The sequence below is a fragment of the Sphingomonas sp. BL-S-29 genome, from assembly GCF_055521495.1.
On sequence record NZ_CM145482.1, the window covers coordinates 3,617,825 to 3,633,245 of the forward strand.

Annotated in this window: 15 protein-coding genes; 14 read left to right on the plus strand and 1 reads right to left on the minus strand. The window is 66.0% G+C overall.

Annotated elements, in window-relative coordinates; all coding sequences use genetic code 11:
* The first annotated feature begins 89 nt into the window (after positions 1-89).
* From ACZ1I2_RS17020 to ACZ1I2_RS17035, 4 genes are read left to right on the plus strand one after another with little or no spacing between them, the layout of a single operon-like run.
* Entirely contained in the window at positions 90-1,154 is a 1,065-nt protein-coding gene (locus ACZ1I2_RS17020; RefSeq protein ID WP_465172974.1) for a Glu/Leu/Phe/Val family dehydrogenase, read from the plus strand.
* Entirely contained in the window at positions 1,151-1,411 is a 261-nt protein-coding gene (locus ACZ1I2_RS17025) for a hypothetical protein (RefSeq protein WP_465172973.1), read from the plus strand. The genes ACZ1I2_RS17020 and ACZ1I2_RS17025 overlap by 4 nt, the downstream gene beginning before the upstream one ends.
* 4 nt (positions 1,412-1,415) lie before the next feature.
* Positions 1,416-1,883, plus strand: a complete 468-nt coding sequence (locus ACZ1I2_RS17030) for an N-acetyltransferase family protein (protein WP_465176436.1) — start codon at positions 1,416-1,418, stop codon at positions 1,881-1,883.
* Positions 1,884-1,924: 41 nt separating this feature from the next.
* Entirely contained in the window at positions 1,925-2,395 is a 471-nt protein-coding gene (locus ACZ1I2_RS17035; RefSeq protein ID WP_465172971.1) for a GNAT family N-acetyltransferase, read from the plus strand.
* 39 nt (positions 2,396-2,434) lie between these two features.
* Here the strand turns inward: ACZ1I2_RS17035 and ACZ1I2_RS17040 are convergent, their stop codons facing one another.
* Complete coding sequence (locus ACZ1I2_RS17040; protein WP_465172970.1) at positions 2,435-2,779, minus strand: RidA family protein; 345 nt, start codon at positions 2,777-2,779, stop codon at positions 2,435-2,437.
* A 543-nt stretch (positions 2,780-3,322) separates the two neighbouring features.
* On the opposite strand from ACZ1I2_RS17040, the gene ACZ1I2_RS17045 reads away from it, so the two are divergent.
* From ACZ1I2_RS17045 to ACZ1I2_RS17090, 10 genes are all read left to right on the plus strand, one after another.
* Entirely contained in the window at positions 3,323-6,487 is a 3,165-nt protein-coding gene (locus ACZ1I2_RS17045; RefSeq protein WP_465181488.1) for a TonB-dependent receptor, read from the plus strand.
* A gap of 171 nt (positions 6,488-6,658) precedes the next feature.
* Positions 6,659-7,375: a SapC family protein gene (locus tag ACZ1I2_RS17050; protein WP_465176434.1), complete on the plus strand. Its 717-nt coding sequence runs from the start codon at positions 6,659-6,661 to the stop codon at positions 7,373-7,375.
* Between the two features lie 13 nt (positions 7,376-7,388).
* Complete coding sequence (locus ACZ1I2_RS17055; protein WP_465176433.1) at positions 7,389-8,420, plus strand: cupin-like domain-containing protein; 1,032 nt, start codon at positions 7,389-7,391, stop codon at positions 8,418-8,420.
* A gap of 16 nt (positions 8,421-8,436) precedes the next feature.
* Positions 8,437-9,924, plus strand: a complete 1,488-nt coding sequence (locus ACZ1I2_RS17060; protein WP_465176432.1) for a tryptophan halogenase family protein — start codon at positions 8,437-8,439, stop codon at positions 9,922-9,924.
* A 117-nt stretch (positions 9,925-10,041) separates the two neighbouring features.
* On the plus strand, positions 10,042-10,737 hold the full coding sequence (locus tag ACZ1I2_RS17065; protein WP_465172965.1) for an endonuclease/exonuclease/phosphatase family protein: 696 nt from the start codon (positions 10,042-10,044) through the stop codon (positions 10,735-10,737).
* A complete protein-coding gene (locus ACZ1I2_RS17070; protein WP_465176431.1) occupies positions 10,737-13,031 on the plus strand; it encodes a patatin-like protein in 2,295 nt (764 codons plus the stop codon). Before ACZ1I2_RS17065 ends, ACZ1I2_RS17070 begins: the two co-directional genes overlap by 1 nt.
* A gap of 191 nt (positions 13,032-13,222) precedes the next feature.
* Positions 13,223-13,567 carry a LapA family protein gene (locus ACZ1I2_RS17075; protein WP_465176430.1) on the plus strand — a complete coding sequence of 115 codons (345 nt, stop codon included), beginning with the start codon at positions 13,223-13,225 and terminating at the stop codon, positions 13,565-13,567.
* A complete protein-coding gene (gene pyrF / locus ACZ1I2_RS17080; RefSeq protein WP_465176429.1) occupies positions 13,564-14,238 on the plus strand; it encodes an orotidine-5'-phosphate decarboxylase in 675 nt (224 codons plus the stop codon). The genes ACZ1I2_RS17075 and pyrF overlap by 4 nt, the downstream gene beginning before the upstream one ends.
* A gap of 3 nt (positions 14,239-14,241) precedes the next feature.
* Positions 14,242-14,751, plus strand: coding sequence for a GNAT family N-acetyltransferase (locus tag ACZ1I2_RS17085; RefSeq protein WP_465176428.1), 510 nt, complete (start codon positions 14,242-14,244; stop codon positions 14,749-14,751).
* A gap of 16 nt (positions 14,752-14,767) precedes the next feature.
* Positions 14,768-15,406 carry a phosphoribosylanthranilate isomerase gene (locus ACZ1I2_RS17090; RefSeq protein ID WP_465176427.1) on the plus strand — a complete coding sequence of 213 codons (639 nt, stop codon included), beginning with the start codon at positions 14,768-14,770 and terminating at the stop codon, positions 15,404-15,406.
* Positions 15,407-15,421: the final 15 nt, after the last annotated feature.

Consider the following 15,421-nt stretch of genomic DNA (forward strand, 5'->3'; position numbering starts at 1 on the left):
GCGATCTGACCCCAAAGGTCACAGGCGCTGGCGCGGGACGCATCCGCCACGCCGACTTACATAATTCAGTGTTTTCCGAAAGCTTCATCATGGACTTTTCCCATGCGCGCGACGCGCATCCGCCCGAGCAGGTCGTTCGCCTGCAGGATTCCGCCAGCGGCCTTGACGGTGTCATCGCCCTTCATTCCACGCATCTTGGCCCAGCCGCCGGTGGCTGCCGTTTATGGACCTATCCCGACTTCAACCACGCCACCCAGGACGCGCTCCGCCTCGCCGAGGGCATGAGCTACAAGAACGCGCTGGCCGGCCTGCCGCTCGGTGGCGGCAAGGCAGTGCTGCGTCGCCCCGAGGGCGATTTCGATCGCGCCGCGCTGTTCCGTGCCTTTGGCGAAGCAGTCGAGGAACTTGGCGGCCGCTATGTCACCGCCGAGGATGTCGGCACCACCGTCGGCGACATGGCCGAAGTAGCGCGGCAGACGCGCCATGTTGCGGGCCTGCCGCCGCAGGGCGGACGACCCGGCGGCGACCCATCGCCATGGACGGCGCTCGGCGTGTTCCGTGCGATGCAGGCGGCGGCGGAGCATCGGCTCGAACGCCCGATCGGCGACTGCACCGTCGCGATCCAGGGACTCGGATCGGTCGGCGCGGCGCTCGCCTATCTGCTCCATGATGCGGGGGCGAAGCTGATCGTGGCCGAACCGCGCTCCGCCGTGGTCGCCGAAGTCGCGACGCGTACCGGCGCCGATGTCGCCTCGCTGAGTGGCGTGCTGGAGGCGCGGTGCGACATCTTCGCGCCCTGTGCCCTTGGCGGCGTGCTCAATGCGCGCAGCATCCCGAAGCTGCGCGCCGCCGTGGTCTGCGGCGCCGCCAACAACCAGCTTGGGAGCGAGGAAGACGGCGCGGCTTTGGCCGAGCGCGGCGTGCTCTACGCCCCGGATTATGTCGTCAACGCCGGCGGGATCATCAATGTCTGCGCCGAATATCTCGGCTGGGACAGCGACGAGGTCGCGGCGCGGATCGATGCGATCCCGGGCCGCCTCCACCAGGTCTGGGCCGATGCCGAGCACGGCGGCATCGCCGTCAACCTCGCCGCCGACCGCCTGGCGCGCGCGACGATCGCGCGCGGCCGCACCCCGGCGATGGCGCTATTATGAGGGAGCTCAAGCGCCCCGTCGCGCGCTATCGGGTTCATGGCACCGATGATCCCGAGCTGGTCCCGCGCGTCTTCGGCCAGTTCGCGCGGCGCGGGCTCGTGCCCGCCTTCGCGCTGATTCGCCGTTCCGCCGGACTGGTCAGGATGCAGATCGAGGCCGATGTCGCCGATCCCCATCTCGCGCGCATTCTGGAGGAGACCTTGCGCTCCCAGTTCCTGATCAGGGAAGTAACGCTCGATTATGGGGATTCGGGATAGCGGCATGATCAGGAACGCGATCGAAGCGGATATAGGCACCCTCGCCCGCTTGTGGTTCCACGGCTGGCAGGACGGCCATGCCGCCGTGGTGCCGGCCGACCTGGCGCGGCTGCGTACGCTCGAGAGCTTCCACGAACGGCTCGTGGAAGCGCTCGACCGCGTACGGGTCTGCGTGCGCGACGGGACGCTGCTCGGCTTCTCGATGCTGAAGGACGGCGAGCTCTATCAATTCTATGTCTCGGCCGAGGCGCGCGGCAGCGATGTCGCGCCCTCGCTGATGGCGGATGCGGTGGAGCGGCTGCGCGCAAACGGTGTCGAGGTCGCGTGGCTCGCCTGTGCGATCGGCAATGATCGGGCGGCGCGCTTCTACGAGAAATCGGGCTGGCATCGCGCTGGCGTCTTCACCAGCGAGTTGTCCACGCCGGACGGCATCTTCCGCCTCGATGTCTGGCGCTACGAAATCCGCCTCTGACCGGACTGGCGAAAAACCGCGTCAGACGGCAGAAAGACTTCATGTCCTTCTCTCCTGCCGATGCGCCCCGCATCGAAACCTTCGCCGGCACCGCGACCGAGGCGGTCGCCCTCCTCCTGCCGCTGTGTGACGCCGTGTTTCCAGGCTTCGATCCCGCCTATCTCGCGGGCCGGCTGCCGCACGTCGCCGATCCGCATCTGCTGCTTGCCCGGCGGGAGGATGGCGTGCCGGTCGGATTCAAGCTCGGCTATCGCCGCGGCGATAGCCTGTTCTACAGCTGGCTGGGCGGCGTCGCGCCCGAGGCACGCCGCATCGGCCTCGCCGCGCTCATGATGGAGCGCCAGCACGCCGAAGTACGGGCGCTCGGCTATCGTCATGTGGAGACGCGCACGCGGGCCGCGAACAACCCGATGATCCTGCTCAACCTGCGCCACGGCTTCCATGTCGCGGGCTTCGAGGTCGATGCGCGCGGCAATGCGGTGGTCACCCAGCGCAAGGCCTTCGAAGAGTAGCGCGGAGCCCGGCCGCCCCGCGCATCCCGAACGCCGGGTTCAACGCGCGGCGGTGATGATGATCTCGACCTTATAGTCGGGCGTCGCCAGCCTGGCCTCGCCGGTGGCGCGGGTCGGCGCGTCCTGGCCGCCGATCCAGGCATCCCACACGGCATTCATCTCGCCGAAATCGGCCATGTCGGCCAGCCAGATCGTCGCCGACAACAGCTTCGACTTGTCGCTCCCAGTGCGCGACAGGAGATCCTCGATCTGTGCGAGGATCGACTTTGTCTGCGCCGTTACGCTCTCGCCCGGCGCGCCGACCTGCCCTGCCAGATACACCGTGTCGCCGTGAACCACGGCCTGGCTCATGCGCGGCCCTGCATCGATACGAGTGATGGTCATGCTTCAAATCTCCCGGCGCTTGCGCGCGCTTTTCAGGTGCAATCGACGATCCCCGGTCGCCCGAGTCGATCGCGCGCTGCCTGCCGGAGATGGCTCCCGCGCGCAACCGACGGGGAATCGGCGCGAATCGGACACCCGGCACGACTGATCTGAAAGCGGGTTGGCCCGTCCGAAAATATGGCGGCGTTGTTGCGCCGCTGCCACACTGGCATCCATCCGGCACGCCTGAGCCGGCAATGCCGCGCCGCGTCGTCGGAGACCCGAATCGCGCGGTGAATCGCACGCCAACCCGCGCATTTGTGCGGGATTTATACGAGCTGAACCATCGGCGCGACCTTGCTGCGCGCGCTAACATCCGGCACCGCCGAATCCATCACCCGGAAAAACATCGTCATTATGGTTTTATTCTCCTCGTCAAACTCGTCTCGTCGTCGTTGACAACGTCAGACATTTTGGTACCGTTACCATCAAGCAGCGCGAATCCTGCTTGCAGAAAACAACGGCCCGGGCGCCTCGCGGCGCGCCGGATAGGAGGGGTGATTTATGAAAAGCTTTGGGCGTTCGTCGGCGTTTGCGCGGTCCACATCCGCAATCGCGGTCGCGGTGTGTCTGATGATGCCGGCCGCAGCGCTGGCGCAAGCTGCGCCGGCCACGGCTGCCGATGGACAGTCGGGCGATACCGATCAGGACATCGTTGTCACTGGTATCCGCGCCAGCCTCGAGCGGTCGATCGCGATCAAGCGCGATTCTGCCGGTGTCGTCGACGCGATTTCGGCGGAAGATATCGGCAAATTCCCCGATACCAACCTGGCCGAGTCGCTTCAGCGCATCACCGGCGTGTCGATCAACCGCACCAATGGCGAGGGCGCGCTGGTCACCGTGCGCGGTTTCGGCCCTACCTATAACCTCGTCACGCTGAACGGCCGCACGCTCGCGACTTCGGTCGTCTCGGTCGTCGGCGGCGACCAGAACTCGGACGGCGCGCAGGGTACCAGCCGCTCGTTCGACTTCTCCAACCTCGCTTCCGAAGGCGTGAAGACGCTCGAAGTCTACAAGACCGGCCGCGCCGTCATCCCCTCGGGCGGTATCGGCGCGACGATCAACGTGGTCTCGCGTCATCCCCTCGACGGCAAGTCGGGGCTGTCGGGCAGCATCGGGGCGAAGGCCGTCTACGACACCAGCGTGAACGGCTGCCTGGACTGCGGCTCCAAGGTGACGCCGGAAGTTTCGGGCGTGCTCAACTGGGCGAATGACGCCGAAACGTTCGGCGTGTCCGTGTTCGGCAGCTACCAGAAGCGCAACTATACCTCGATCGCCGCGACGTCGAACAACTGGAACATCATTCCGTACAGCACCTTCCTCTCCGGCGGCTTCGCCCGGTCGGGCGGCGCCTGCCCCTCGTCCACGCCGGGGCCGAATTGCACGGTCGTCAACAATGCGCCGACCAATGCCAGCCAGCTGGTCGCGATCCCGAACGACAGCCGTTACCATTATGCCGAGGGCACGCGCGAGCGCTTCAACGGCCAGGGCGTCCTGCAATTCCGTCCCACCGAGTCGCTGACCCTCACGGCCGACGCGCTCTATGCGGAAAACAAGCAGCGTGAGGTCCGCTCGGATCTGTCCAACTGGTTCAGCCGGCCGTTCGACGTCGTCACCTTCGACGGCAACCCGACCGTCGCGACCGCGACCTATCTGCACGAGACCCTGGGCGGCCCCAAGGACGAAGGCTTCGAAGCGCAGAATCGCGCGCAGCGGAGCAAGCTGCAGGATTATGGCCTGAACGCGAAATGGGACTTTGCCGAGAATTTCTCGCTGAACCTCGACGGCCATATCAGCAAGTCGTCGAGCCGGCCTGACAATCCCAACGGCAAGAGTTCGACCCTGGTCGGCATGGGCGCGAACGTGGTGGCGGCGCACTCGGTCGACTACACCGGCGGCATCCCGAAACAGGCGATCACGATCAGCAGCAACGGCAACGGGCAACTCGACATCAACGATGTCGGATCGCAGGTCGGCCGCACCTTCGCCTCGACTCAGGACCAGACGGTCAAGGAAGTCCGCGCCGACTTCGGCTGGGATCTCGGCGGCGGAAGCCGGTTCGATTTCGGCGGCAATTACCGCACCGCCGACATGCACCAGACCTTCCTCGCGACTCAGCAGACGCTGGGCGACTGGGGCATCACCAGCCCCGGCGACGTGAACAAGCTGGCACCGGGCGCGCTTCAGGCCTTCTGCCTCGAATGCAAGTTCAACCAGTATAACCCCGGCGGCGATGCGCCGTCGCAGCTCGCCTTCCGCGGCAATGCGGCCAATATCTATTCGATCCTCTCGCCTTATTATGTCGGCCTGGATGCGAACTCGGCCACGAAGCCGCACGCTGTCGGCATCACGTCCAACCAGGACAACCGGGTGAAGGAAACCATCTGGGCAGCCTATGGCCAGATCACCTGGGACGGCGAGATCGCCGGCCGCAAGGCGAGCATGGTCGCCGGCGTGCGCTACGAGAACACCAAGACGACCTCCACCTCGCTGGTCGCGGTTCCGGCGGCGATCAACTGGGTTTCGGACAACGACTTCACCGTCGTCATCTCCAACCAGAACAGCTTCCTTACCGACAAGGGCAGCTACAACAATCTGCTGCCGTCCTTCGATTTCAAGATCGAGGCACTGCAGAATTTGGTCGCACGTTTCTCCTTCAGCCGGACGATCGGCCGGCCGAACTATAGCGACCTCTACACCGCAACCACGGTGGGCGGACCGCCGCGGCCGATCAGCAATGGCGGCGTCCCCAGCGGCAATACCGGCAACGCCCGGCTGGCGCCGCTGACGTCCGACAATTTCGACGTCTCGCTGGAATATTATTTCAAGCCGGACAGCTATGTGTCGATCGGCCTGTTCGACAAGCGCGTGCATAACTTCATCGGCCGGGGCCAGTTCACCAGTGACCTGTTCGGTCTTCGCGACCCCAGCTCGGGTGCTGCCGGCTCGCGGTCGGGCTCGGCAAAGACCGCGCTCCAGGGGCTCGGCGTCGATACCAGCGACGAGAATCTGTTCGCCATGACCGCGCTGATCCAGCAGACCGGCTCGGTGGCGGCCGCGACGGCGCAGTTCAGCGCGAACTATGATACGGCCAATCGCCGGTTGAACACCGCCTATCTCCAGAACATCAACAATACGCTCGACGTGACCGCCAATGCGAGCGATCCGCTCTATCAGTTCCAAGTCTCGCGCCCGATCAACAACAAGGACGCGAAAATCTGGGGCATCGAGATCGCCGGGCAATATTTCCTCGGCAATACCGGCCTCGGCGTCGCCGCGGCCTATACGATGGTCCGGGGCGATGTCGGCTTCAACCTCGGCGCGAGCCCCAGCGAGGATCAGTTCGCGCTGCTCGGGTTGAGCGACACGTTCAACGCGACGCTGATCTACGACAAGAACGGCCTCTCGGCCCGGCTTGCCTATAACTGGCGCGACAAGTTCCTCTCGGGGATCAACCGCCAGGATTCACGTAATCCGGAATTCACGGCACCGTTCGGCCAGCTCGACATGAACATCAGCTACGATGTCACGTCGAATGTTTCGGTCACGCTGGAAGCTCTCAACCTGCTGGAAGAAAGCGTCCGCACCTATGCTCGCGCCGAAACCGAGCTGTGGTACGCGCAGGAACTCGACCGGCGCTTCATGCTGGGTGCGCGGTTCAAATTCTGATCCGCCCCATCGATCGACTAAGGGGGAAGGCCGCTGTTCGCAGCGGCCTTTTTCCCGTTGGGAATTGAGCTTGGCCGGGCTTTGTCCCATCATCGTCGCCAATCCCCGTATCGGCGGTTGGAGAGCCGCCCGGTCGAAAGGCCGCACGTTCCAGGGGCTGGATATCATCGCATGACCAACCGTGTGCCGCTGAACAATGTCGACCACCCGAATCTTCGGGTGATCGCGCATCATCGCGCCGAGTTCGGCGACAGCGTCAACCAGGTGCTGGTCTTCCCGACCGAGTTCGAGGAGATTCAGCGCGAATATCCCGTCTTCTTCCGCCGCGAGGAAAGCGGCGCGTTCCAGGCCGTCGCGCTGCTCGGGCTGGACCGGGACGAGAATCTCTTTCTCGGCGAAGATGGCTGGCAGGGTCGCTACATTCCGGCCGTGCTGCAGCGCGGCCCCTTCCTGATCGGCTTCAAGGACGGCGGGACGGAGGGGGAGCCGATGATCCATATCGATCTCGACCATCCCCGCGTCAGCCATATAGACGGGCTTCCCCTGTTCCTGCCGCATGGCGGGAACGCGCCTTACCTCGAACATATCGCCGGTATCCTGCGGACGATCTATACCGGGCTGGAGGCGAACCAGCCGATGTTCGAGGCGTTCGAAGAGGCTGGCCTGATCGAGCCGGTCGCCGTCGAGATCGAGCTGGACGAAACGCGCAAATATGTCCTGCCCGATCTCTTCACCATCTCTCGCACCGCGCTGGCGCAACTCGACGGCGTCCGGCTCGAGCGGCTGAACGCCAGCGGTTTCCTGCCCCTCGCCTTTTTCGTGATCGCCTCCATGGGCAATATGAGCCGCCTGATCGACCTTAAGAACCGAAAGGCCGGCGCCGCCTGACCGGCGCGAACCGATGATGACCAGCCTCCGCAAAACCAGGGTGATCGAAGGCGTCGCAGCGGACGCGGTCCCGCTCGATGCGCTGATGGAGGCGCAGCAGCCGACCATCCTGCGGGGTGTCGCACGCGACTGGCCGCTGGTGCGAGCCGGGCTGGACTCGCCCGAAGCCGCGATCGCCTATCTGAAATCCTTCTATCTTGGAAAGCCGGTCGTCGGCTTTGTCGGCAAGCCCGAGATCGAAGGGCGCTTCTTTTACGACGAGGGAGCGACGGCGATGAATTTCGAAGCCGGTCGGATGCTGCTCGACGAGCTGCTCGACCGGCTTCAGGCTGAATGGCATCTGGATCGGCCGCCCTCCTATTATGTCGGCTCCACCGATCTCGACACCTATCTGCCGGGCCTTCGGCACGAGAACGACCTCGGGCTCGATCAGGCGATGCTCGGCGACAGTCCGCCGATCGTCAGCATCTGGATCGGCAACCGCACGACCGCGTCGGCGCACTACGACATGTCGAACAACATCGCCTGCTGCATGGTCGGCAAGCGCCGCTTCACGCTTTTCCCGCCCGAACAGGTGCCCAATCTCTATCCCGGCCCGCTCGAGCCGACACCCGGCGGCCAGGTCGTCTCGATGGTCGACTTCCGCGATCCCGATCTGGATCGACACCCCCGCTTCGCCGAGGCGCTGGCGGCGGGCCAGGTGGCCGATCTGGAGCCGGGCGATATCCTCTTCTACCCGGCGCTCTGGTGGCACCATGTCGAGGCGCTCGACCGCTTCAACGTGCTGATCAACTATTGGTGGAACGCCTCCCCCGCCTTCATGGATACGCCGCAGAACACGCTGCTGCACGCGCTGCTCAGCCTGCGCGATCGCCCGGAGTCGGAGAAGCGCGCCTGGCAGGCACTGTTCGACTATTATGTCTTCGGGCCCGCCGACCAGGCTGGCGCCCATCTGCCCGAGGCGGCGCGCGGTAATCTCGCGCCGCTCGACGAGACCAGGGCGCGCCGTTTGCGCGCCATGCTGCTCAATCGCCTGAATCGCTGACATGGGAGGCCCCGGCATGGACGGACAGGTCGTACGCAAGGTCGTCATCGCAGGCGGCGGCACCGCCGGCTGGCTCGCCGCCGCGGCCCTTTCGAAGCAGCTGGGCGGGCTGCTCGACATCACCCTGGTCGAATCTGACGAGATTGGCACGATCGGCGTGGGCGAATCCACCATCCCCACGGTGCGCGCCTTCCACACGCTGCTCGGCATCGACGAGCAGGAATTCATGCGCGCCACCCAGTCGAGCTTCAAGCTGGGCATCGCCTTCGAGAATTGGGGCCAGATCGGCGATCGGTACCTCCACTCGTTCGGCGTGCTCGGCAAATCGACCTGGATGGCGGATTTCCACCATTTCTGGCTTCAGGCCCGCGCCGAAGGCCATGCCGGCCCGATCGGCGACTATTGCTTCGAATTGCAGGCCGCCGAGGCAAGCAGGTTCGCGACGGGCGAGAATGCCCAGATCAACTATGCCTATCATCTCGATGCGACGCTCTATGCTCGCTTCCTTCGCACCCGGAGCGAGGCCAACGGGGTCAAGCGCGTGGAAGGCAAGATCGCGAAGGTCGAGCAGGACGCCGAAACCGGCTTCATCCAGTCACTCGTGCTGGAATCGGGACAGACGGTTTCGGGCGACCTGTTCATCGACTGCACCGGCTTCCGCGCCCTGCTGATCGAGCAGACGCTGCAGACCGGTTATGAGGATTGGGGTCACTGGCTCACCACCAACGGCGCCTATGCGGTCCAGACTGAATCGGTCGGCCCCGCCGTCCCCTATACCCGGGCGATCGCGCACAAGGCCGGCTGGCGCTGGCGCATCCCGCTCCAGCACCGCGTCGGCAATGGCCTGGTCTTCTCCAGCGAGCATATGGCGGATGAGGAAGCCAAGGCGCTGCTCCTCGACCAGATCGAGGGCGAGCCGTTGTTCGATCCGCGCCTGATCCGCTATCGCACCGGCACGCGGCGCAAGGTCTGGAACCGCAACTGCATCGCCCTGGGTCTCGCCAGCGGCTTTATCGAGCCGCTCGAATCCACCAGCATTCACCTCATCATGATCGCGGTGACGCGGCTGATGCAGTCCTTCCCGTTCAATGGCTTCGATGAGGCGCTGATCGATCGCTACAACCAGTTGTCGCGCACTGAGCTGGAGGGCGTCCGCGACTTCGTCATTCTCCATTATTGTCTTACCGAACGCGACGACAGCGCCTTCTGGCAGCGCTGCCGCACCATGGAACTCCCCGAAACGCTCGTCCGCCGCATCGCTCTGTTCCGCGAAAATGCCCAGGCCTATCAGGCATCGGACGAGCTGTTCCGCGTGGATTCCTGGGTCCAGGTCATGCTCGGCCAGCGGATTCAGCCCCGCGGCTATCATCATCTCGCCCGCCTGATGCCGCCGGGCCAGCTGCGCCAGGCGCTTGTCGATCTGAAGACCGGCATCGCCGGCGCCGTGGCGAGGATGCCCGCCCACCAGGATTTCCTTCAGCGCTACGGTGCCGCGCCCTTATGAGGCCTCCGCGCGATTTTCGCGCTGGCTTGGCGCGAAACTGGGCATATACGGCAGGAAAGCCGGGCGTATCGTAGCGTGCGGCGAACCAATTTTACCGATCGGCGTTCCATCACGCACATGATCAAGGTCGCCAGCTACAATATCCACAAGGGCATCGGCCTCGATCGCCGCCGCGATCCCAACCGGATCCTCGAGGTCCTGCGCGAGGTCGATGCCGACATCATCGCCTTGCAGGAGGCGGATCGCCGCTTCGGCACCAAGGCGGGCGTCATCCCGCTCCACACGCTGGAAGAACATAGCCCGTGGAAAGCGGTGCCGCTCGGCGCGCGCACCGGCAGCATGGGCTGGCACGGCAATGTCCTGCTGATCCGCAAGGATTCGGTGGTGATGGATTGCGAGGCGATCCACCTCCCCGCGCTCGAGCCGCGCGGCGCGGTGATGGCCGATGTCCGTGCCGATGGCGTGCCGATCCGCATCGTCGGCATGCATCTCGACCTGTCGGGTCTGTGGCGCCGTCGCCAGGCGCACGCGATCCTCGCTCATGTCGATGCGAGCACCAAGCGCCGCCCGACCGTGCTGATGGGCGACCTCAACGAGTGGAGCGCCCAGGCCGGCTGCCTGCGCGATTTCGGCCGCGATTACAGCTTCGCCGCGACCGGCCCGAGCTTCCATGTCCGCCGCCCGGTCGCCCGGCTCGACCGGATCATGGTCTCGTCCGATCTGCGCGTCACCGATTGCGGGGTCCATCACAGCGCCACCGCGCGCAAGGCATCGGATCATTTCCCGATCTGGGCGACGGTGGAACTCGCCTGATGCGTCAGAAGGAGCTCCGTCTCGCCCTGGTCTGCTATGGCGGCATCAGCCTTGCCGTCTACATGCACGGCATCACCAAGGAGATCTGGCGCCTGGCGCGCGCGAGCCAGGCCTTCCACAAGGGCGAGACACCGGCGGGCGGCAGCCAGGGTGTCTACCGCGACCTGCTCCAGGAGATCGAGGAAGAAACCGGCCTGCGTATGCGCGTGCTGGTCGATATCGTCGCCGGGGCCAGCGCCGGGGGCATCAACGGCGTGTTCCTCGCCCAGGCCATCTCGACCGGCCAGTCGCTCGAACCACTGACCAAGCTGTGGCTCGATTCGGCTGACATCGAGGCGCTGATCGACGATCATCAGGCCCCGTCCTCGCGCTTCTCCAAGATATGGGCGCTGCCGATCGCCTGGTACGCCGAGAGGCGCAGCGGCGACAATATCGACGAACTGGTCGAGGCCGGCGCGCGCGACGAGGTCCGCACCAAGCTGTCGCATTTCATCCGCTCACGCTGGTTCGAGCCGCCCTTTGGCGGTGCGCTGTTCACCGGGCTGATCCTCGATGCACTCAATGCCATGGCCTCGGCCCCGCGTGGCGCCCGCCTGTTGCCGGAAGGCCAGCCGCTCGACCTGTTCGTCACCGTCACCGATTTCCGCGGCCATCCCGAGCGCCTGATGCTCAATTCGCCGCCCGAAGTGCTGGAGACCGAGCACCGTCTCGTCGTCCCCTTCACCGATCACGGCACGTCCGGCGACACGCTTGCGCACGCGGCCGAACTCGCTTTCGCCGCACGATCGACCTCGAGCTTCCCGGGCGCCTTCCCGCCGTTCATGGTCGGCGAACTCGACAAGGTGCTGAAGCACCGCAAGGTCGAATGGCCCGGACGCGCCGACTTCCTGAAGCGAGTCCTGCCGCGCCAGTTCGCCGCCAATGCGGCTGACCAGGCAGTGTTGATCGACGGCTCGGTCCTGGCCAACGCGCCCTTCCGCCCGGCTATCGAGGCGCTGCGCGAACGGCCCGCCCGACGGGAGATCGACCGACGTTTCGTCTATATCGACCCATCGCCCAATGTGAAGCTGCGCTTCGGCCCGCACAATCCCAACGCGCCCGGCTTCTTCCAGACGATCATCGGCGCCGTGTCCGAGCTGCCGCGCCAGCAGCCGATCCGCGACAATCTGGAGGATATCGCCGAGCGCTCCCGCACGATCGAGCGCATGCGCGGTATCGTCGCGAGCATCCGGCCCGAGGTCGAGACTCGGGTGGAGGCGCTGTTCGGCTATACCCTGTTCCTCGATTCCCCGACCGTCTCGCGCCTCGCCACCTGGCGCGCCCGGGCGCAGTCCGCCGCGGCCAAGGCCGCCGGCTATGGCTATGCCGCGTACGGCCATCTCAAGATCGCCGGCGTGGTCGAGGCACTGACCTCCTTGCTCTACCATGCCGGCGGCGAACCGGGGCCGCAGCGCTGGGAGCGCATCCGCGGCCATATCGCCGAGGCGGTCCGCGAACGCGGCTTCGACGAGGTGAAGCCCAGCTTCTCCGGCGGCGCCAGCCAGACGACGATCGGCTTTCTGCGCTCCTATGATCTCGGCTTCCGCATTCGTCGCCTTCGCCTGCTCGCCCGCCGCCTGACCGAGCTCGAAGGCGATCATGACGAAGTCGATCTGGAGCCTGTTCGGGACGCGGTCTACGCCTCGCTCGCCGATTATCTGGAGTGCAAGCGTACCGACCGGCACGCGCATCTGCGCAAGGATGTCCGGCTGCTGCGCGGCGATGCGGGTCCGTTGCTCGACAAGCTCGCCGAATCGCTCGATCTCAAGCAGCTCGATACCGATACCGAGAAACGCCTTGCCGCTGCCTTCACTGGCCTGCCGCGCGAGTTGAAGCGGCCGATCCTGCTGACCTATCTCGGCTTTCCCTATTTCGACGTCGCCACCCTGCCGTTGCTCCAGGGCGAGGGGCTAGACGAGTTCGACCCGATCAAGGTCGACCGCATCGCCCCCGACGACGCCAAATCGATCCGCGCCGGTGGCGCCGAGGCGACGCTCAAGGGCATCCAGTTCAACAGCTTCGGCGCGTTTTTCAGCCGCGCCTATCGCGAGAACGACTATCTCTGGGGCCGCCTCCACGGCGCCGAGCGGATGATCGACATCGTCCTCTCTTCGCTGCCCGCCACGGCGAACCTGAAACCCGGCCGCGTCGCCGCGATCAAGCGCGCCGCCTTCTGCGCCATCCTCGACGAGGAGGAACCCAAGCTGGAGGCGATCCCGGGGCTGATCGCATCGCTGCGCAAGGAAATCGGTTAGCTGCGGCCTCTCTTCCCGTCACCCCGGGCTTGTCCCGGGGTCCATTTCTCCACTCGCGGCGACAGCGCTTGTTGCACAATGGATGCCGGAACAAGTCCGGCATGACGAACTTGGGGTGCGAGGCTGGTCAAAGCGGCACCGGAGACGTAAGAATTACCCAATATGGGAAATCTCAAAGGCCACAGCGCTCGATGCAGTTCCTGAAGATCCTGTTCTGGTGCCTGCTCGCCTTCATTGCCGCGGTGTTCACCCTGGGCAACTGGACCACGGTGCCGATCAAGCTGTGGGGCGGGCTGATCGCCGAGGTGAACCTGCCGCTGCTGCTGTTCGTCACCTTCCTGATCGGCCTGGTGCCGACCATGCTCTATTACAACGCGATCCGCTGGCGGCTGCGCAACCGGCTATCCACCTCGGAGCGCACCCTGGCTGATCTGCGCGGTGTGCTCGCGCCGGTCGCGACCACGCCGCTCGAACCCGATGCGCCGACCATCCCGCCGGCCGCCGTGCCCACCGCCGTTCCGCCGGGGGGCGCATGAGCAGCCGTATCTTCGTCGCGCTCGACACGCCTGACCTGGAAAAGGCCAAGGCGATCGCGCAGCGCGTCCATCACCATGTCGGCGGCATCAAGCTCGGCCTCGAATTCTTCATGGCCAATGGCCGCGCGGGCGTGCGCGAGATGGCCGAGCTCGGCCTGCCGATCTTCCTCGACCTGAAATTCCACGACATTCCCAACACCGTGGCCAAGGCGATCATGGCGCTGCGCCCGCTCGAGCCGGCGATCCTGACGGTACACGCGGCCGGCGGCCGCTCTATGCTCGAGGATGCCAAGGCGGCCGCGCCGACCGGCACCAAGGTGGTCGCGGTGACGACGCTCACCAGCCTCGACGCACGCGATCTCGCCTCGATCGGCTGCCCGGACGATCCGCACACCCAGGTGGTTCGGCTGACCGAGCTGGCGATGAGGGCCGGCGTTGACGGCGTGGTCTGTTCGGGCGAGGAAGTCGCGGCGGCCAAGGCGATCTGGCCCAAGGGTTTCTTCGTCGTCCCGGGCGTGCGCCCCGCCAATGGCGCGGCCGGCGACCAGAAACGCGTGGTGACGCCGCGCCAGGCGCTCGACGCGGGCGCCTCGATCCTGGTGGTCGGTCGCCCGATCACGCAGGCCGAGGATCCCGATACCGCCGCGCGCGAGATCGGCGCCACGCTCTAACCCATGTCCGACCTCGTGATTCGCCTTGCCGCGCCGGACGATCTGCCGCGCCTGCATCCCGTGATCGAGCGCGCCTATCGCGGCGACAGCGCCCGCGCCGGCTGGACTCATGAAGCTGACCTGCTCGACGGCACGCGCACCGATCTCGCCACGCTTCGGGCCGCGCTGGCCAACCCGGCCGAACGCCTGCTGATCGCGCTCGACGACGATACCCCGATCGGCTGCGTCGAGGTCACCGATCGCGGCAACGGTCTCGCCTATCTCGGCCTGCTGTGTATCGAACCCACCCTGCAGGCCGCCGGCCTCGGCAAGCGACTGATCGCGGCAGCGGAAGCCCTCGCTCGTGACGTCTTTGGCGTCTCGACGATGGAAATGACCGTCATCGAGAACCGGGTCGAGCTGATCGCTTATTATGAGCGGCGCGGTTACACCCGGACGGCGGAGCGTCGCGACTTCCCCGTCGCGGTGGAGCCGCCGCTCTACATGACGGTACTGGTCAAGCGCCTCGCCTGACGGCTATGGCGGCGCCGTGCCCGTCACCGCCAAGATCTGTGGCCTTTCGACGCCCGAGACCCTCGACGCCGCGATCCGCGGCGGCGCGAGCCATGTCGGCTTCGTCTTCTTCCCGCCCTCGCCCCGCAGTCTGAGTCGCGAGCGCGCCGCGCAGCTCGCCGCGCGCGTACCGGGGCACGTCAGCCGCGTCGGCGTGTTCGTCGACCCCGACGACGCGCTGCTCGAAGCCTCGATCGGCGCCGGACAGCTCCAGGCGCTCCAGCTCCACAACACCAGCCCGGCCCGCGCCGCGGCGATCAAGGCACGTATGGGCCTCGCCATCTGGGCCGCCATCGCGGTGAAGACCCGCGCCGACCTGGCCGCCGCCGAAAGCTTCGCCGGCGCCGCCGATCGCATCCTCTACGACGCGAAGACTCCGCCCGGCGCGACCTTGCCCGGCGGCATGGGCGTGCGCTTCGACTGGACGCTGCTTCAGGGTTTCCGCCACTCGCTGCCCTGGACGCTGTCCGGCGGACTCGATCCGCTCAACCTCGCGGAGGCCGTGGCGATCACCGGCGCGCCGATGGTCGACGTGTCCTCGGGTGTCGAATCCGCGCCCGGCATCAAGGACGTGACCAAGATCGCGACCTTCCTGGAAACCGTCAAAACCCTCTGAGGTCGCGCGGCTTCA